This window comes from Variovorax sp. VaC1 (assembly GCF_043658315.1).
Classification (GTDB): Bacteria; Pseudomonadota; Gammaproteobacteria; order Burkholderiales; family Burkholderiaceae_C; genus Variovorax.
Genome location: NZ_JBIGLT010000001.1, coordinates 76,046 through 94,246, shown reverse-complemented (window position 1 = coordinate 94,246; position 18,201 = coordinate 76,046). Strand labels below are relative to the sequence as shown.

Here is an 18,201-nt window from a genome sequence, read left to right as displayed (position 1 = left end):
CGCTGGGCGCTGCCCCGTACGACGTCGCTGCACAGGGGTGATCACTTTCCTGCACATCCCGCCAGACCGTCTACGCGGTGGACTCTGGCGGTGTGGTGAAGGCACACCCGAAATGGCAAAGCACGACAAGCAAACAAACAAAGCAAAAAACAAAAAGGCCCGGAACCTTTCGGTGTCCGGGCCTCTGCTTGAGAGAGCTTGGAAGATGTGCGCCTATGCGCAATCTCCACCCGGTAGCACCAGATCCTCGAACTTGCCAACGCGCAGGCTTGCTGCGGCTTTCGTGGCATGCACGTAGCTCTGGCGCAGGTTCGACGGGGTCGACAGCATGTTGAAACCGCCGCACGACCACACGCGCACGAACGCCCGGCCCGATGCGGGTCGAATGTTGGTGAGAGTCAAGGCTGTGTTCACGATGGTTCCTGGTCAAAAATTGCCGCTGTCGGCTGTTAGGGGTTGAAAAGGGGACGGCCTGGGCCGCGAATGAAGGCAACTGTAAATAGTGTTTACGGCGACGTCAACAACCGGGACAATCTTTTTTTGTCTCGTTGTTGTTTTTGAACAGTGCCCAATATCACCGTCGCACGCCGTCGCAATGCTCTCGCGCTGCATCGCCGCTTTCTCGAAGAGGCCGTTGCCGCGGGCCTGCCAGCCAAGGGGCTGGACCAGGCCTTTGCGAAGAAGATCGAAGTCTCCCCCAGCATGTGGAGCCAGATCAAGAGTGCCCGGCCCATCGGCGACAACCTCGCGCGGCAGATCGAGCGGCACTGCGACGTCGAACCCGGCTGGCTCGACAAGGAAGATCGCCCCTCCGAAGTGCCCGACGCCGCCGAAGAGCGCTTCATCGCGGCCGCACGCGAGGCATGGCGAACAGCCAATGCCAAGGGCAAGCGTGAGCTGAGCGGCTGGCTGAAGAAACGCGCGCAGGACGCCGCCGACGCCGCAGAGCCAAAGCCCTGAACTGAAGCTCAGCCCAGCGCGGGCGCGTCGCGCAGGATGGCCGCGCGCATGTCGTCCGGAATGGCGACGGCGCGGTGCGTCTCCAGAGAGGTCGTCACCAGCACCTGCTTCACCTCCATGCGCAGCTCGCCCGACACGGGTTCGAAGCAGCGCAACGCCAGCGACATCGAACGCGAGCCCAATCGCTCCACCGCGAGCCCGAGCGTCACCCGGTCGCCCATGCGGCTCACGGCACGAAAGTCGGCTTCGAGCTTCACGGTCGGCAGACCGATGCGGCGCTGCGCCACCAGCCCGTGGTAACTGAGCCCGAGCCCCTCGTTCACCCAGTCTTCGACAAGACCGTTGAGCATCACGAAGTACTGCGGATAGAAGACGATGCCCGCCGGGTCGCAATCCGAGAACCGGATCAACCGGGGGCGCAGAAATTCGGCGTTGGCGTCGCTCACGGTCATCAGCCCTCTTCACCCGCAGGCTCGCCGCGCATCACGTGCACGCGCAGCAACCCCAGCTGGCTGTGCATCTGCTTGACGGTCTTCATGTCGAGGCCCGAGAACATTTCCAGAATCCACTGCTCGTGCTCGCTCGCCATCGTCTCGAAGGTGCGCCGGCCCGTGGGCGTGAGGCTCACGATCCAGGCGCGGCGATCGTCGGGGCTGGGCGCACGCGCCACCATGCCTTCGCGTTCGAGTTCGTCCGTCAGCCCGGTGACGTTGCCGCCGGTCACCATCAGGTAGCGCGACAGCACGCGCATCTTCAGGCCGTCCTTGTAGCGGTAGAGCTGCGCCATGTAGTCGAAGCGCGCCAGCGAGATGCCGAAGCGCTCGCGCAGGCGGCGACGGATCTCGGCCTCGATCTGCGTGGTGCTGGCCAGCATGCGCAGCCACAGCTTGAGCATCGCGTGGTCTTCATGGCCCGCGCGGGCCTCGTGGCCGAGTTCTTCGGCGTCGCTCAGCACGGCATGTGAAGCGTCGTTGCGTGTCATGTCACTTCTCCTCCTGAAACCGAGATCGACTGGCCGGTGACCGATGCGGCACCTTCGCCGCACAGCCAGCGCACGGTGTCGGCCACCTCGGACGGCTGCACGATGCGCTTTTGCGGGTTGACGCTGGAAAACTCGGCCAGCGCATCGGCTTCGCTGCGACCGGTCTTGCCGACGACGTTGGCCACGCTGTTGCGCAGGATGTCGGTGTCGGTGTAGCCGGGGCACACCGCGTTCACCGTGATGCCCTTGCGCGCCACTTCGAGCGCCAGCGAGCGCGTGAGCCCGACCACGCCATGCTTGGCCGCGGTATAGGCCGCCACATAGGCATAGCCCTTCTGCCCCGCCGTGCTGGCGATGTTGACGATGCGGCCCCAGCCGGTGTCGAGCATGTCGGGCAACGCCGCCTGCGCGCACAGGAAGCTGCCGGTCAGGTTGACCGACAGCATCCGCTGCCACAGCTCGAAAGAAGTCTTGAGGAACGGTGCGCTCTCGGCGGCGCCGGCGTTGTTGACGAGCACGCCGATCGCGCCCCGCGCGGCACGCGCCTGCGCAAAGGCCGATTGCACGGCCTCCGGGTTGGCCACATCGGCAGCGACCACGCCATGGCCGCTGCCCGCGAGCGAGTCGGCCACGCGCTGCAACGCATCGCGGTCGCGCCCCAGCAAAGTCAGAACAGCGCCTTCGGCGGCCAGGGTGCGGGCGATCTCCGCGCCGATGCCGCGCGCGGCGCCGGTCACGAGCGCATGGCGGCCAGTCAGTGAATTTGAGTACATACCTGAATGTTTTAGTTCTGAATCATTTTAACGATGTACGTCCCTGCAGGTTGTCACCGCATGAAACGCCCGCCATTGAGGTCCAGCGTCGCGCCCGTCATGAAGGCCGCAGCCGGCGAGGTCAGATAGACCACAGCCGCCGCCACCTCCTCGAGCAAGCCGAAGCGGCCGAGCGGAATGCCGGCCTTCAGGGCCTGCTGCCGTTCAGGGTCCATCGCTTCAAGCGCCGGACTGAGGATGGCTGCCGGCGCCAGTGCGTTCACCGTCACGCCGTGCGGCGCCAGCGCTTGCGCGAAAGAACGCGTCATGGCCAGCAACCCGGCTTTGCTCGCCGCATAGTGCGCACCGGTCGCCGTGCTGGCCTGCTGCCCCGCCATCGATGTGAGATTGACGATGCACCCCTCGCCACGCCCACGCATGTGGCGCCCGGCGATGCGGCAACCGAAGAAGCTGCCGCGCAGGTTGATGGCGAGCACCTCGTCCCATTCTTCCGGCGTGATGTCCCAGATCGACGTGGTCGGCGTGCGTGCGGCGTTGTTGACCATGATGTCGACCGCGCCGAAGTGCGCCACGGCCTTGTCGAAGCATTCGGTGAACGCCCTCTCGTCGCGCACATCGAGTGGCAGCGCGAGGCCGTCCATAGATGCAGCGACCGACTCGACCTTGCCAAGATCGATGTCCGCCAGCACCACCCGCGCACCCGCCCCCACCAGCCCGCGCGCGATGGCGGCACCCAGCCCCTGCCCCGCGCCCGTCACGAACGCCACGCGTCCCGAAAGCGGCAGCAGCGTGGTGCTCATGGGCCTACGACCTCGCGGGCCGACCGTCCCAGGTCTGTGCCCCGACACCGCGCTCGCGCAGCTTGAACTTCTGCACCTTGCCGTTCTCGGTGCGCGGCAGGTCGGGCAGCAGGTCGATGTAGCGCGGCACGGCGAAGTACGGCAGGCGGCTCGCGCAGAATCGCGCCAGCTCGGCCGGATCGACGTGCACGCCCTCGCGCATCACCAGCGCGGCCATCACCTCGTCTTCGGCCAGCTCCGAGCGCACCGGGTACACCGCGCACGAAGCCACGCCCGGATGACTCAACAACACCTGTTCGACCTCGAACGAAGAGATGTTCTCGCCACGCCGCCGGATCGCATCCTTGATGCGGTCGATGAAGCGGAAGGCCCCGTCGGTATCGCGCACCACGCGGTCGCCCGTGTGAAACCAGAGATTGCGCCAGGCCTCGACCGTCTTCTCCGGCATGTTGAAGTAGCCGCTCGCGAAGGCGTACGGCTCATCGGCGCGCAACAGCAACTCGCCGGCCTCCCCGGGCGGCAGCGCCGCATCGTCCTCATCGGCCACGCGTGCATCGAAACCTTGGCGCAGCCAACCCATGACACCGCCGCGCGGCGAGTCGGGCGCGGTGGCGATCGCGAAGTTGGTTTCCGTCGAGCCGTAGCCTTCGAGCAATGGGACACCGGTACGCGCCCTGAACGCCCGCCCTGCCGCCGCAGGCACGCCGGGGCCAAGCCCGATGCGCACGCGGTGATCCCGCTCGCCTTCGCCCTCCGGCTGCGCCAGAAGAATCGGCACCATCGCGCCGAGCAGATAGACCACCGTTGCGCCATTCGCCCGCATCGAGGGCCAGAAGCCCGAGGCCGAGAAGCGCGACTCGAACACCACTTCCGCGCCTGTGACCGCGGCCTGCGCGAAGGTGTTGAGCGCGTTGATATGGAACAGCGGCAGCGTGGTGCACAGCACGTCGTCCTGGCCAACGCCGAGCACTTCGGCGCTGTTCACGCCCCACCAGAAGTACTGGGCATGCGGGCAGATCACACCTTTGGCCGGCCCGGTGGTGCCGGACGTGTAGAGAATCGCGAGCGGATCGCCGGGTTGAACGGGCGCCGGTGGCACGGCATCAGCGCCTTGCGGGTACGGAACCACACGCACGCCGGCAGGCGCCTGCCATGCGACAGGCCCCGCCTCGCCGACAACCCAGACCTCGCGCAACGCCGTGCGCCCAAGGTCCGCCGTCACAAGCCGCTCGAGAAAGCCAGCCTCGATCACCAGCAACTTCGCTTCGCTGTTCGCCAGGAAGTATTCGACCTGCGGTCCCATCGATGCCGTGTTGACTGGCACGACCGACGCGCCCATCCAACCCGCCCCGAGAAAGGTTTCGAGAAACTCGATGCGGTTGCCACACATCACGGCGATCCGATCCCCGCGCACCGCACCGGCCTCGGCCAGCGCGCCGGCCCGGACAGCCGCCGCCTGCGCCGCATCGCGATGCGTCCATTCGCGCCCCGCCATGCGCAGCAAAGGCCGCGCGCCGAACCGCTCGGCCTGCCGTTGCAGCATGGCAGGCAGCGTGCGCTGCGCGGGCGGCATCGCGCGGGCCTCACTCGTCATCGTGCGTGCCCCCGCCGAGATAAGTCGCCTGCACACGCGGGTCGCTCGCCAGTTCGGCCGAGGCGCCCGACAGCGCGATCTCGCCGGTCTCCAGCACATAGCCTTCGTCGGAACTTTCGAGCGCGGCGCGCGCGTTCTGCTCCACCAGCAGGATCGACACCCCGTCTTCGCGCAGCTTGCGCACAATGGTGAGGATGTCGCGCACGATCAGCGGCGCGAGCCCGAGGCTCGGTTCGTCGAGCATCAACAGGCGCGGCGCCGACATCAACGCGCGCCCCACCGCCAGCATCTGCCGCTCGCCGCCCGAGAGCGTGTCGGCCCGTTGCGCGCGCCGTTCGGCAAGGCGCGGAAAGCGGTCGTACACCGACTGCAGCCGCTTCTTCATCGCATCGCCGCGCAGCCGCTTGGCGTAGGCGCCGAGCTGCAGGTTGTCGAGCACGGTCAGTTCGCCGAACAGCTCGCGCTTCTCGGGCACGAGGCACAGGCCGCGCTCCACGCGCGCCTCCACGTCCAGCCCCTGCAGGTCTTCGCCCTCGAAACGCAGCGTGCCCTTGCATGGCAAGAGGCCCATCGCAGCAGCCAGCAGCGTGGTCTTGCCTGCACCGTTCGGGCCGATCACTGAAATGATCTGCCCGTGCTGCAGGTCGAGCGACACACCACGCACCGCCTCCACTTGCCCATAGGACACATGCAGGTCACCAATCTCCAGCATCGCAGTCATACAACGCTCCCCAGGTAAGCCGCCTGCACACGCTCGTCGGCGCGCACCGCCGACGGCACACCCTCCACGAGCTTGGAGCCGAAGTTCATCACCACCAACCGGTCCACCAGTTTCATCACGAAGTCCATGTCGTGTTCCACGATGAGGATGGTCACGCCCTCCTCGCGCAGCTTGCGCAGCAGATCGCCAAGCGCCATCTTTTCCTTGCGGCGCAGGCCCGCCGCCGGTTCATCGAGCACCAGCAACACCGGGTCGGCGGCCAGTGCGCGCGCAATCTCCAGAATGCGCTGCGTACCCAGCGGCAGGCTGCCCGCCAGCTCGTGCGCGCGGTCACCCAAGCCGATGCGGTCGAGCTGGCGTTGCGCCTCCTGCAGGATCTGGCCTTCCTCCGTGCGGTCGAGCCGCAACCCCGCCTTCAGGATGCCCGAGCGGGTGCGCGAGTGCGCGCCCAGTGCCACGTTGTCGAGCAGGCTCATGTGCGGGCGCAGCTTCACGTGCTGGAAGGTGCGCGCCAGGCCCAGCCGCGCCACCTGCCGCTGTGGCATGCCGCCGATGTCGTGTGCCAGAAAACGCACTTGGCCCGCGCTCATCGGCAGCGTGCAGGTCAGCAGATTGAACATGGTCGACTTGCCCGCGCCATTGGGCCCGATCAGACCGACGATCTCGCCGGCCTTCACGTCGAAGCTCACGTCGTTGACCGCCACCAGCCCGCCGAAGCGCTTGACCGCGCCGTTCACCGACAGCACCTGCGTGCCGCGCTCGGGCAACTGGCGATGCGGCAGCGGCTCCACCGGTGGCGCGTCGTGGCGCGATGCGCCCTGCGTGCCGGCGCGACGGCGCGTCCAGCGCCGCAGCAGGCCCATCACGCCGCCGCGTGCAAAGTGCAGCAGCAGAATGAAGAGCGCGGCAAAGGCCACCGCCTCCAATTGCCCCGCGCGTTGCGTCAGCATCGGCAGCACATCTTGCAAGCCGTTCTTGAGCACCAGCACCAGCGCCGCGCCCACCAGCGCGCCCGCCAATTGGCCGAGCCCACCGGCCACCGCCATCAGCAGGTATTCGATGCTGGCGCGCACGTCGAAGGGCGACGGGCTCACGAAGCGGTTCATGTGCGCATAGAGCCAGCCGGCCAGCCCCGCGAAGAGCGCGGCCGTGACGAACAGCGAGAGCCGCACGCGGTAGGCGTCCGCCCCCACGCTGGCCAGCAGCGTGGCGCCGCCGCGCAGCCCGCGAATGGCGCGCCCCGGCCGCGACTGCAGCAGGTTGTGGCTGAACAGGCAGGCCAGCCCGACCACCACCCAGATCAGGTAGTACATCGCACGCGGATCCGCCAGCGACCATCCCGCGATCTGCAGAGCCGGAATGTTCGACAGGCCGGTGTGGCGGCCGAGCGCATCGACGTTGCCGAACAGCATCGCGATCGACAGCCCCCAGGCGATGGTGCTCAGCGGCAGGAAGTGCCCGCCGAGCCGCAGCGTGAGCATGCCGATTGCCAGGGCCGACAAGCCCGTGAGCAGCAATGCGAACAGCAGCCCGATCCATGGCGACATGCCCTGCGTGGTCGTCAGCCAGGCCGTCGCATAGGCCGCGATGCCCACGAAGGCCGCCTGCCCGAACGAGGTGGCGCCACCCACACCGGTAAGCAGCACCAGCCCGAGCGCCACCAGCGCACCGATGCCGATGTCATTGAGCAGCGACACCGTGAAGCTGCCCGCCAGCGCCGGCACCAGGGCCAGCACGACGACCAGCGCGCCGATCCACGCCGTGCGTTTGCGGTTCGCGTTCATTGGTCCACCTCGTCTTCTTCCTCTTCGGCATGGACCGCCATGAACGACCGCAGCATGAGCACCGGTATCAGCAGGCTGAAGACGATCACGTCCTTCAGCGCGCCGCTCCAGAACGAGGCGAAGCTTTCCACCACGCCGACCGCGAGCGCGCCCACGGCCGTCATCGGGTAGCTCACCAGCCCGCCGATGATCGCGGCCACGAAGGCCTTCAGGCCGATGATGAAGCCCGAGTCGTAGTACATGGTCGTCACCGGCGCGATCAGCACGCCGATGAGGCCTGCGAGCAGCGAAGCGCAGCCGTAGGCCAGCAGCGCCGTGCGCACCGGCCGGATGCCGACCAGCCGCGCGCCCACCCGGTTCACGGCCGTCGCGCGCAGTGCCTTGCCCGCCACCGTGCGCTCGAACACCAGGAAGAACAGCCCGCTCAGCACGATGGCCGCGCCCACCATCAGCACCACCTGGCCGCTGACCGTGAAGCCGTCGCTCAGCGTGAACATCGCGTCGGTGAGCGGCGTGGTGCGCGAGCCTTCGGGCCCGAAGAACAACAGGCCCAGGCCCGACAGCAGGAAGTGCAGCGCCAGCGACACGATCAGCAGCACCAGCACCGACGCATCCGCGATCGGCTGGAACACCACCCGTGCGAGCAGCGGCGCAATCGGCACCACCAGCAGCACCGCCACCGCGATGTGCACCGCCACCGGAATACCGGGGCGGGCCACCATCCACGCCAGCACGCAAGGCAAGGCCGGCAGCACGCCCCACATCAGCACCGCCCTGGGAATGCGCGCCGCTTCACCGCGCCGCAGCAGGCTGCCAATTTCCGTGGCCATGGCCAGCACCGCCAGCGTGGCGACAAGGCCGATGGTCGGCGGCACGCGGCCGGTTTCGAAGGCCGCGAGCGTCAGCGCCGTGAAGGCGGCGATGTCGCCGAACGGCACGAACACCACCCGCGTGACGGAAAAGATCAATACCAGCCCGAGCCCGGCCAGCAGATAGACGGCACCGTTGGCCAGGCCATCGGTGACGAGAATCAGCGCCACGTCCCATGTCATAGAAAACCCTCTTCAAAAATCGTCGTCGGCATGGGGAGGTTCAAGGTGCGAGCTTCCATTGACCGTTGTCGAGCTTGACGATCACGCGCGCGCGCTCGTCCACGCCATAGAGGCTGCCGGGCTTGAAGGTGTACACGCCATGCGTGCCCACCACCTCCTTCGTGCTGAAGATCGCGTCGCGCAGCGCCACCCGGAACTCGGGCGTGCCCGGCTCGGCCTTCTTCATCGCGCGCGATGCGGCGTCGGCGAACACCAGCCAGCCGTCGAAGGAATAGGCCGAGAAGGCATCGCTGGTGGGTGCGTTGTTGACCTTCTGGAACACGGTGCGGAAGTCGGTCGCGATCTTCTTGGTCGGGTAGTTGTCGGGCAGCTGCTCGGCCACAATCACCGGGCCGGTGGGCATCAGTGCGTTCTGTCCAGCCGCGCCGACCACGCGCACGAAGTCGGGGTTGATCAGCCCGTGCTGGCCATACACGCCACCCTTGTAGCCGCGCTCCTGCAGCGCAAGAAACGGCAGCGCGCCCGGCGTGCCGGCGCCGCCGGTCATCACCGCGTCGGGCCGCAGCGCCACGATCTTGAGCACCTGCCCCGTCACCGAGGCATCGGCGCGCGCGTAGCGCTCGTTGCTCACCACCTTGATGCCCGCGCCGGGCGCGGCCTTCATGAGCGCGTCGTACACGAGATCGCCCCAGGCGTCGGAAAAGCCGATGTAGCCCACCGTCTTCACGTTGTTGCGCTTCATGCGCTCGACCACGGCGTCGATCATCAGTTGCGTGGGCTGCGCGACCGTCATCACCCACGGGTTCTCGTTCGCGTCGAGCAGGATGGGCGTGAGGCCGATCATCGGCGTCTTCGCCTCCTTGCCCACCTGTGCCATCGCAATTGCGGCGGGCACGCCCGAGGTGCCCATGAGCAGGTCGACCTTTTCTTCTTCGATCAGCTTGCGCGCGTTGCGCCCGGCCGTGGTGGGGTCGGAGCCGTCGTCCAGCACGATGAGCTGCACCTTGCGGCCGTTCACCTCGGGCTTGTAGGCCAGCGCGGCCTGCATGCCCTTGGCATAGGGCACGCCGAGCGAGGAGTTCGGCCCCGACAGCGACACGCTCAGGCCAACCTTCAGGTCGGCCGCCAGCGCGCTCGCAACACCACAGGCGGTCAGCGCGGCCGCGAGGGCACCGCGCGTCAGGGTCTGCATCAGGCTCTTCATGTCGTAGCTCCAGTGAGGATGGTGGGAATGAACAGGTAACTCAGATGAACAACTGGATGGCCGGCAAGGCACGCGCGGCATTGAGCAGGTCGACGCGCTTCTGGCGGATCGACCAGGAACCGGTGGGCGCTCGCACGAGGTGGTGGCGAGCAGTGCCGCTCAGCAACAGCTGGTCTTGGCCGCGCGCCTCGACGTAGAGGAACGGCGTGCGCAGCCAGGCTTCGTCGCCCGCCTCGCGCTCGATGCGCGAAGGCTGCAGCACGTGCTGACTGTGGCTGGCCGGGTGTTGCGAATGCGCGCGCGGATTCTTCAGGCGGTCCACGCGCAGTTGCAGCAGCAAGCGGTCTTCGTAGGCCAGCGAGTTGTGCGAGAACGGATCGGCCTGCGCCGCGCCGAGCAGGGGCACCCAGTAGTGGCCGTCTTCGGCGAACAGGGCCAGCCAGTCGTCGAGGCGCCGCTCGTCGAGCAACGCCGCCTCGTGGGCGACGAAATCGCGCGGGTCTTTCATGGCGCGGCCTCCATGCCCGCCACCATCGACTTCGCCCAGGCGCGGAACTGGTTGCGCATGAGCAGCTCGTTCGTGCCGTTGGTGGTGAGGGTCGGTTGCGCCAACTCGGCTGCGTCGTAGTTGCGATGCAGGCTCACCCAGTCGTTGCCGTCGGCGCGCAGGCCCTGCTGGATGCTCTCGAACAGGTGCACGTCGTCATGCGCGACCACCGACATCGGCGAGAACACGAGCCGGTTGTAGCTCATGGCACGCTCGAACAGCAGCGCCGGCGCGCCCGCCGCGCGAAAGCTCCAGGCCTCGATGAGCGTGCGGTTGGCGGCCAGCGGGCGAATCACGCGAATGGCTTGCGGCGACCCTTTGACCGACAGGCTCGGATAGAAAACCGAGTTCTGCGGCGAGCGCTGCAGGATCTCCGTCGCACGCGCCTCGCCGTGCGCCGCGCGCATCGCCGCTTCGTATTCGGGCAACTGCGCGTAGTTGGAGTGGATGCTGAAGTTCACCCCCAGCACGCTGTGGCCGTTGGCGAACACCCGCCCGCCCATCTTGTCGAAGAACTCGTAGCCGGAGCCGAAGGGCAATATCTGCTCCATCGCCATCGGCTTGGGGTCGGTGGGCGCATGGCCCTGCCACAGCGCTTCGGCGGCCTGCGTGGCCGATTCGTGCGTCGACATCGGGTGCACCGTGTCGTTGATGTTCTCCAGGTACATCTTCCAGTTGCAGTGGACGATGTTGCGCAGCACGCCGCCGCCCACGCTGAGTTTTCCTTCGGGCGAGCGGTCGACCATGTTGTCGATGGCGCCGAGCACTTCGCCGAAGTAGTCGTCGAACGAAGGGCCTTGTTCGGACAGGCGCACGAACACGAAGTCGCGGTACACCTTCACATGCTTCACCGCCGCGAGCCCCTGCCCCGATTCGCAGGCCTTGAGCTGCGTGCCCTCGTAGCCGTTCTTCAGCGGAATCGCGAGCGGCGCGCCGTCGAGCTTGTAGGTCCACGCGTGGTACGGGCAGCGGAAGAAGCGGCCGGCGTTGCCGCTCTCGTCCGTCACCAGTTGCGTGCCCTTGTGGGCGCAGCGGTTGTAGAGCACCTGCACATCGCCACCGGGTTGGCGCACCATCAGCAGCGGTCGCCCGGCGATCTCCTGCGTCACGAAGTCGCCGGCCTCGGGCACCTGGCTCGCATGGCCGAGAAAGACCCAGGTGTTCGCGAACAGATGCGCCTGCTCGAGCGCGAAAAGCTCATCGCTCAGGTACAGGTCGCGATGTACCCGGTCGTCCTGCACCAGCGCCGCGACGAGATCGGGGCGATTGCGGTAGGTGGTCATGGCGGTGGACTCGGTGGCTCAGGCCGTGGCGCTCAGGGGACGAGCTTCCACTGGCCCTTGGTCATCTGCACGATGACCACGCCGCGCTGGTCAGAGCCGTAGCGGTCGTCGGGCTTGAAGGTGTAGATGCCGTGCGTGCCCACCAATTCCTTGGTGCTCACGATCGCATCGCGCAGCGCCGTGCGGTATTGCGGCGTGCCCGGCTCGCCCTTGGTGCGCGAGGCCGCATCGGCCAGCAGCAGGTAGGCGTCGTAGGTGTACGACGAGAACGCATCGGTCGGTGCCGCGCCATTGACCTTCTGGTAGGCCGCGCGAAAGCCCATCGACACCTTCTTGATCGGGTTGCTGTCCGGCAACTGGTCGGCCACCAGCACCGGGCCGCTGGGCACCTGCAGGCCTTCGATGGATGCACCGCCCACGCGCACGAAGTCGGCGTTGATGAGGCCGTGCGTGCCGTAGATCTTGCCCTTGTAGCCGCGCTCGGCGAGCGCGATGTAGGGCAGCGCGCCCGGCGTGCCGGAGTTGCCGGCAAACACCGCATCGGGCCGCGCCGCGACGATCTTCAGCACCTGCCCGGCCACCGACGAATCGCTGCGCGCATAGCGTTCGTTCGCCACCACCTTGATGCCGGCCGTGGCCGCGCTCTTGACCAGCGAGTCGTAGGCCAGGTCGCCCAGCGCGTCGGAGAAACCGATGAAGGCCACCGTCTTCACGCCCGACTTCTGCATGCGGTCGACCACGCCCGCGACCATGAGAGGGAACGGCTGCGACACCGTCACCGTCCACGCACCCTCGGGGCCGGCAATGGTGACCGGCGTGGGCGAGATCAGCGGCGTGTTGAGCTCGCGCGCCACCGAGGCGATGGCCATCGCACCCGGCACGCCCGAGGTGCCGATCAGCACGTCGACCTTGTCTTCGGTCACCAGCTTGCGCGCATTGCGCCCGGCGGTGGTGGGGTCGGAGGCATCGTCCAGCACGATCAGCTGGACCTTGCGGCCGGCGATCTCGGGATGCTCGGCGATGGCGGCGCGGATGCCCTTTTCGTAGGGCACGCCGAGTGCGGCGACGGGGCCCGAGAGCGAGCTGATGAAGCCGATCTTGAGATCGGCCGCGGCAGCAGTCAGTGCAATGGGGGCAGCCAGCAACGCGAGGCCAAGGCGGGTGATTGTCTTCATGAGAGCTTTCTCTGCAGGACGGGTGGGCGAAGAAGAAGGGACATGCCTCGGCGGCGCCTCAGTAGCGCAGCGTGCGGCGCGACTCGAGATCGGCATCGACCTGCGCGGGCGTGAGCCGTTCCGGCTTGCAGTCGTAGCGCTCGAACAGCGCCAACTGGTCGCTGTAGTGGCGGTCGTGCGCACCGTTCGGAGCGATGAAGCCGCTCTGCCCCGGCGCCGCGACCGAACACATGTCGAGTGCACCCGGCCGCAGCACGACGCGGTAGCTCAGCGTGCCGCGGTTCATGTAGGGGCTGAGCTCGGGCTCTTCGCTGGCGGCCGCCCACGGCACGCCGATGGCATTGATGCGCGAGAAGCGATGGCGCACCACCGGCGTGGTCCAGGTGGCCATGTCGGGCCCGAAGCGGGTGCGCAGTTCCGCCACGGCATCGGACAGCGCCGCGCGCACCATCGTGCGATGGTCTTTGCCGTTGAAGAAGTCGTGGCGCTGCGGCACGCCCGACGCCGGTCCGCTCAGCGCGTTCCACAACAGCTTGGCAACGGCCGCAGGCTGCACGCTTCCCGGCGAGCCGCGCGGCGTGAGGGTTGGGTAGCCGAGGTTGGCGTAGCTCGCGAAGACCGCCGGCGGCAGGTCGTCGGCCAGCAGGCGCCGCGACATCGCGCCCAGCCAGGCGCGCAACACGGTCGTGGCCTGGTTGTCGTAGACCTCGGCGCCCGGGGCGGCACGGTTCTTCATGTCCCACTTGGCCAGCAGGTCGGCAGCGCGCCGCACCGGATCGCCGGCCGGCAGGCCTGCGGCCGCATCGACGATGAAGGGCACAAAGTAGCGCGCATTCAGGTCGGCCTGCGCCGCGCCCTTGTTCACGTTCCAGATCTCGTCGGCGCCCAGCTTGCCCGTGCCCTGCAGCTGCGCATGGATCTCGGCGACACGGTCAACGTGCGAGAAGTTCGCCCCGTCCGCGCGCAGGCCTTCGGCGATCTGGTTGTTCCAGCTCGCAAGGTAGCCTTGCGCGGGGTTGTAGGCGCGCGGGTTCACGCTGAAGGGCAAGGTGCCTTGCCACTCCATGCTGCCGTCGCCGCGCGCGGGAAAGCGGATGTCCTGCGTGGCCGGACGGCGCGGCAGGCGCCCCAGCCCGACGGCGCCGATGTTGCCGGCCACGTCGGCATAGAACCAGGTGATGGAGGCGGCCACGCGCTCGCCCTGCGCAAGAAACCCGGACCAGTCGCGCGACTGCGCGGCACGCGCCCAGCCCATCATGGTCTCGATCTCCCGGCCCTGCCATGTGTTGCGTGCGGTGTAGGCGCGGCCGTTTGCCAGGTCCCAGCTCTGCACGAAGCCATGCACCGTCGAATCGATCTCCACGCGCTGCGGCGCGGCGCCCTTCACATGGATCACGTCGGTGCGCCGGGTCATCGGGCGGTAGGCGCCGTCGTACTTGTATTCGTAGCGATTGGCCGGGTTCAGCTCTTCCTGGTAAATGTCGTTGGTGTCGAGCGAACCCACCGTCGAGCCCCACGCGATGGTGCCGTTGGTGCCGAACAGCACCGGCAGCAGGCCGATCGGCGTCAGGCCCGTGAGGTCGTAGCCCGCGCCGTGCAGGCCGATGCCATGCACGAACGACGGATTGTTGAAGCCCTGCTGGGGGCCGTTGTACAGAACGGCCACGCCTTCTTTCGTGCGCGAAGGGCCGAGCACCCAGGCATTGCTGGCGGTCGGCATGCCTTCGGTGGCCGCAAGGCCCATGCGGGCCACCTGCATTGCGCGGAAGTCGGCCGCCGCCCGCTCGGAGACCGGCGCGAGCGCCGCGTCGCCGGGCTCGGCGCTGGCCAGATGCCGTTCGCCGCCGCGCGGGACGATGGTCGGCGCGGTGGTGTCTTCGAGCCACCGCAACTGCTCGTAGATCTGCATGCCGACGGCGTCGCCGCGCGCAGCCTTGAGCTGGTTGAGCAGCGCAAGGTTCGAGACCTCGGCCGTGCCTGCGAAGAATCGGTTGAGGATCAGGCCGATCCAGACCATCGCCACGTCGTCCGCGGTCCAGGCCGCCGGCTCGAAGCCGTTGTCGATGAACTCGCGCGGCAGCAACCTGTCGCGGTTCGCCATCACTTCGCGGATGCGTGCGTTGACGCCCGCCGCATAGCCTTCGAACATCGCGCGGTCGTCGGCGCTCAGTGCATCGATCTGGCGGCGGATCGACACCGGGTCGATGTTGGAGCGCGTCGCCTTGTCGGTCGCCACGAAGTCCGGCCCCAGCACCTCGGCCACGCTGCCGTTGCCCGAACGCCGCGCCATCTCCAACTGATAGAGCCGGTCTTCGGCAACGGCATAGCCGAAGCCGTAGAACAGGCCCTTCGTGTCATGGGCGTAGACGTGCGGCACGCCATAGCGGTCCCGCTTGATGGTGACCTCGCCGCCGCCGGGCGCGGTGGCCGCGCAGCCGGCCAGCAGCACGGCGGCGAGCAGGACCACGCCGGTCGCGCGCCGGCCCGAGGGACCACGGCGCAGAAGACGAAGGTGCGGGTGCATGGGGTGGATGCCGTTCATCGAAGGGGCAGGACGTTCAGGGAACCAGCTTCCACTGCCCCTTTTCGAGCCGCACAACGACACGCGAGCGGTCGTCCGAGCCGTAGCGGTCGGTCGGCTTGAAGTTGTAGACGCTGTGCGTGCCCACCAGCTCCTTGGTGCTCACGATGGCATCGCGCAGGGCCAGGCGGAACTGCGGCGTTCCCGGCTCGCTCTTGCTGGCCAGCGCACGTTGCGCCGCATCGAGATAGATCAGCCAGGCATCGAAGGTGTAGGCCGAGAAGGTGTCGGTGGGCGGCGCGCCGTTGGCCTTCTGGTAGGCGGCGCGGAAGTCCATCGCGATCTTCTTCATCGGGTTGCTGTCAGGCAGCTGCTCGGCCACGACCACCGGGCCCGTGGGTGCCAGCAGGCCTTCGACCGACGTGCCACCGACACGGATGAAGTCGGGGTTGATCAGCGAATGCATGCCGTATATCTTTCCCTTGTAGCCGCGCTCGGTCAGCGCCAGATAAGGCAAGGCGCCCGGCGTTCCGGAGGCACCGGTGATCACCGCATCGGGGCGCAGCGCCACGATCTTCAGCACCTGCCCGGCCACCGACGAATCGCTGCGCGCATAGCGCTCGTTGCTCACCACTTTGATGCCGGCGGCGGGCGCGGACTTGGTGAGCGCGTCGTACACGAGGTCGCCCCAGGCGTCGGAGTAGCCGATGTAGGCCACCGTCTTCACGCCGGCCTGCTTCATCTTCTCGACCATCGCGCCCATCATCAGGGGCGCGGGTTGCGGCAGCGTCACCATCCATGCACCCTCTTCGCCCGCCAGGTCGGCGTTGGCGATGGAGATGAGCGGCGTCTTGGTCTCGCGCGCCACGCCTGCGATGGCCAGCGAACCCGGCGCACCGGCCGTGCCGATGATGACGTCGACCTTGTCTTCCTCGATCAGCTTGCGTGCGTTGCGCGCGGCGGTCGAGGGGTCAGAGGCATCGTCGAGCGAGATCACCTGGACCTTGCGGCCGCCGATTTCCGACTTGTAGGCCAGCGCGGCCTTCATGCCCTTGTCGTAGGGAATGCCGAGCGACGACACCGGCCCCGACAGCGAGGTGATGAAACCGACCTTGAGATCGGCGGCCCATGCGCTCGCGGCGCTCAGCGCGCCGAGGCCCACGGCCACAGCCGCGAGTGTGCGAATTCGGTTCAGGACTTTCATGGCGATGCTCCAGAGGTTGTTTTGAAATGAACGTGAGGAAAACCGAAGACTCAGAGGGCCAGGCTGCCGACGCTGGTGCCGCCGCACACGTATAGCACCTGGCCGGTGACGAAGCTGTTTTCGGGCGCGGCAAAGAAACGCACGGCGCGTGCCACGTCGGCCGATTCGCCCAGGCGCTTGACGGGCACCGAGGCCGCGAGCGAGCGTTCCTTCTCGCTGCCGGCCTCGACCACGTCGTAGAACATGTCGGTGCGAATGGGGCCGGGCGCGACCACGTTCACCGTGATGCCGTCGCCCGCGAGTTCGAGCGCCCAGGTGCGGGCCATGCCCAACATGCCGGCCTTGGTGGCGGAATAGCTGGTGCGCGTGGCCAGGCCCAGCGCAGCGCGCGAAGACAACAGCACCACGCGGCCGAAGCGCTGTGCGCGCATGGTGGGCAATGCCCCCTGCACGAGCTGGATCGCACAGCCCAGGTGCAGGTCGACCAGCGCATCGAGATCGTCGAGCTTCACGTCGGGCAGCAAGGCGGCGCGGATGACGCCGGCGTTGTGGATCACGGTGGTGGGTGCGAAGCGCTCGACCAGTTCGCGCACGGCCGCGCCCGTGGCGGCACGGTCGCTCAGGTCGACCTCGATGCTGTGCAGCTTCGGATGATTGATCTCGGTCTTGCGGCGTGCCAGCGACACGACTTCGTAGCCCTGCGCGAGCAGGTCTTCGCAGATGGCCTTGCCGATGCCAGCGCTGCCGCCGGTGACAGCCGCGACCTTGGGTGCGACGTTGCTCATGCCGACGCCCCCACCAGCGCCAGCACGCGCAGCGGGCTGCCGCTGCCCTTCTCGATCTTGAGCGGCGGGCAGATAAGCACCGCGCCCGACGGCGGCAGCAGGTCGAGGTTGCTCAGGCACTGCAGCCCATAGCGCCCGGCGCCATGCATGTAGTAGTGGCACGGATAGGGCGGGCGCAGGTGGTAGCCCTGCCCTGCATCGGTGCCAATGGCCTCCGAGCCAAAGCCCAGCACGTCGCGTTGCTCGACCAGGAAGCGCACGGCCGCCGTGCTCGGACCGGGCGTGTGCTGGCCGGTCTCGTCGAAGTTCTGATACGCCTCGGGGTCGGTGCGCTTGGACCAGTCGGTGCGCATCAGCACCCACGCGCCCTTCGGAATGCGGCCATGCGCCGCCTCGTAGGCCTCGATGTCTTCGAGGGTCAGCAGGTAGTCGGGGTCGTCCTTCACCTGCGGCGAGCAGTCGATCACGCAGGCGGGCGCCACGAAGTGCTGCACCGGAATCGTGTCGACCGAGTTGTTCGGCAGGTCGCGGCCCGAGATCCAGTGGATCGGCGCATCGAAGTGCGTGCCGGTGTGTTCGCCGCAAGAAAAGTTGTTCCAGTACCAGCCCGGTCCGCGCTCGTCGTACTTCGACACTTCCTCGATGCGGAAGGGCCAGCACTGGCCCATTTCGGGCGGCAGCGCGATCTGCGGAAACTCGGGCGTGAGCGTCTGCGTGAGGTCGATCACGCGGATGCGGCCGCTGGCCATCGCGGTCACGAGGCCGCCGAGGATTTCGGCGGCGGACATCAGTTCGGTGGTTGTCGTCATTCGTGTG

Annotated in this window: 18 protein-coding genes; 1 reads left to right on the top strand and 17 read right to left on the bottom strand. The window is 67.6% G+C overall.

All coding sequences use genetic code 11. From position 1 onward, the window contains the following. Positions 1-213: 213 nt before the first annotated feature. On the bottom strand, positions 214-402 hold the full coding sequence (locus tag ACGLHS_RS00455) for a hypothetical protein (protein ID WP_394475880.1): 189 nt from the start codon (positions 400-402) through the stop codon (positions 214-216). Between the two features lie 162 nt (positions 403-564). Here ACGLHS_RS00455 and ACGLHS_RS00450 point away from each other — a divergent pair, with 162 nt between their 5' ends. Continuing rightward, a complete protein-coding gene (locus ACGLHS_RS00450; protein WP_093236699.1) occupies positions 565-960 on the top strand; it encodes a hypothetical protein in 396 nt (131 codons plus the stop codon). Positions 961-968: 8 nt separating this feature from the next. Here the strand turns inward: ACGLHS_RS00450 and ACGLHS_RS00445 are convergent, their stop codons facing one another. Genes ACGLHS_RS00445 through ACGLHS_RS00370 form a run of 16 tightly spaced genes read right to left on the bottom strand, consistent with a single transcriptional unit; the run spans position 969 to position 18,194 of the window. Further along, positions 969-1,406: a thioesterase family protein gene (locus ACGLHS_RS00445; protein ID WP_256327130.1), complete on the bottom strand. Its 438-nt coding sequence runs from the start codon at positions 1,404-1,406 to the stop codon at positions 969-971. A 5-nt stretch (positions 1,407-1,411) separates the two neighbouring features. Next, the gene (locus ACGLHS_RS00440; protein ID WP_093236697.1) at positions 1,412-1,942 is read right to left on the bottom strand and encodes a MarR family winged helix-turn-helix transcriptional regulator; all 531 of its coding nucleotides are present in this window, start codon (positions 1,940-1,942) and stop codon (positions 1,412-1,414) included. Further along, positions 1,939-2,715: an SDR family NAD(P)-dependent oxidoreductase gene (locus ACGLHS_RS00435; RefSeq protein ID WP_394475875.1), complete on the bottom strand. Its 777-nt coding sequence runs from the start codon at positions 2,713-2,715 to the stop codon at positions 1,939-1,941. The genes ACGLHS_RS00440 and ACGLHS_RS00435 overlap by 4 nt, the downstream gene beginning before the upstream one ends. Positions 2,716-2,768: 53 nt before the next feature. Then, positions 2,769-3,515: an SDR family NAD(P)-dependent oxidoreductase gene (locus ACGLHS_RS00430; protein ID WP_394475873.1), complete on the bottom strand. Its 747-nt coding sequence runs from the start codon at positions 3,513-3,515 to the stop codon at positions 2,769-2,771. A gap of 4 nt (positions 3,516-3,519) precedes the next feature. After that, positions 3,520-5,109 carry an ATP-dependent acyl-CoA ligase gene (locus tag ACGLHS_RS00425; RefSeq protein WP_394475871.1) on the bottom strand — a complete coding sequence of 530 codons (1,590 nt, stop codon included), beginning with the start codon at positions 5,107-5,109 and terminating at the stop codon, positions 3,520-3,522. After that, a complete protein-coding gene (locus ACGLHS_RS00420) occupies positions 5,099-5,830 on the bottom strand; it encodes an ABC transporter ATP-binding protein (RefSeq protein WP_394475869.1) in 732 nt (243 codons plus the stop codon). Before ACGLHS_RS00420 ends, ACGLHS_RS00425 begins: the two co-directional genes overlap by 11 nt. After that, positions 5,827-7,614 carry an ATP-binding cassette domain-containing protein gene (locus ACGLHS_RS00415; protein ID WP_394475867.1) on the bottom strand — a complete coding sequence of 596 codons (1,788 nt, stop codon included), beginning with the start codon at positions 7,612-7,614 and terminating at the stop codon, positions 5,827-5,829. Before ACGLHS_RS00415 ends, ACGLHS_RS00420 begins: the two co-directional genes overlap by 4 nt. Next, complete coding sequence (locus tag ACGLHS_RS00410; RefSeq protein WP_394475865.1) at positions 7,611-8,666, bottom strand: branched-chain amino acid ABC transporter permease; 1,056 nt, start codon at positions 8,664-8,666, stop codon at positions 7,611-7,613. Before ACGLHS_RS00410 ends, ACGLHS_RS00415 begins: the two co-directional genes overlap by 4 nt. 40 nt (positions 8,667-8,706) lie before the next feature. Continuing rightward, the gene (locus tag ACGLHS_RS00405) at positions 8,707-9,870 is read right to left on the bottom strand and encodes an ABC transporter substrate-binding protein (protein ID WP_394475863.1); all 1,164 of its coding nucleotides are present in this window, start codon (positions 9,868-9,870) and stop codon (positions 8,707-8,709) included. Between the two features lie 40 nt (positions 9,871-9,910). Then, a complete protein-coding gene (locus ACGLHS_RS00400) occupies positions 9,911-10,378 on the bottom strand; it encodes an aromatic-ring-hydroxylating dioxygenase subunit beta (protein ID WP_394475861.1) in 468 nt (155 codons plus the stop codon). Beyond that, on the bottom strand, positions 10,375-11,700 hold the full coding sequence (locus tag ACGLHS_RS00395; RefSeq protein ID WP_394475859.1) for an aromatic ring-hydroxylating dioxygenase subunit alpha: 1,326 nt from the start codon (positions 11,698-11,700) through the stop codon (positions 10,375-10,377). The genes ACGLHS_RS00400 and ACGLHS_RS00395 overlap by 4 nt, the downstream gene beginning before the upstream one ends. A 32-nt stretch (positions 11,701-11,732) precedes the next feature. Continuing rightward, positions 11,733-12,875: an ABC transporter substrate-binding protein gene (locus tag ACGLHS_RS00390; protein ID WP_394475857.1), complete on the bottom strand. Its 1,143-nt coding sequence runs from the start codon at positions 12,873-12,875 to the stop codon at positions 11,733-11,735. Between the two features lie 58 nt (positions 12,876-12,933). Then, on the bottom strand, positions 12,934-15,399 hold the full coding sequence (locus ACGLHS_RS00385; RefSeq protein WP_394475855.1) for a penicillin acylase family protein: 2,466 nt from the start codon (positions 15,397-15,399) through the stop codon (positions 12,934-12,936). 34 nt (positions 15,400-15,433) lie between these two features. Next, complete coding sequence (locus ACGLHS_RS00380) at positions 15,434-16,600, bottom strand: ABC transporter substrate-binding protein (protein WP_394475853.1); 1,167 nt, start codon at positions 16,598-16,600, stop codon at positions 15,434-15,436. Positions 16,601-16,650: 50 nt separating this feature from the next. Further along, entirely contained in the window at positions 16,651-17,385 is a 735-nt protein-coding gene (locus tag ACGLHS_RS00375) for an SDR family NAD(P)-dependent oxidoreductase (RefSeq protein ID WP_394475851.1), read from the bottom strand. After that, a complete protein-coding gene (locus tag ACGLHS_RS00370; protein WP_126022767.1) occupies positions 17,382-18,194 on the bottom strand; it encodes a cyclase family protein in 813 nt (270 codons plus the stop codon). The genes ACGLHS_RS00375 and ACGLHS_RS00370 overlap by 4 nt, the downstream gene beginning before the upstream one ends. Positions 18,195-18,201 lie beyond the last annotated feature (7 nt).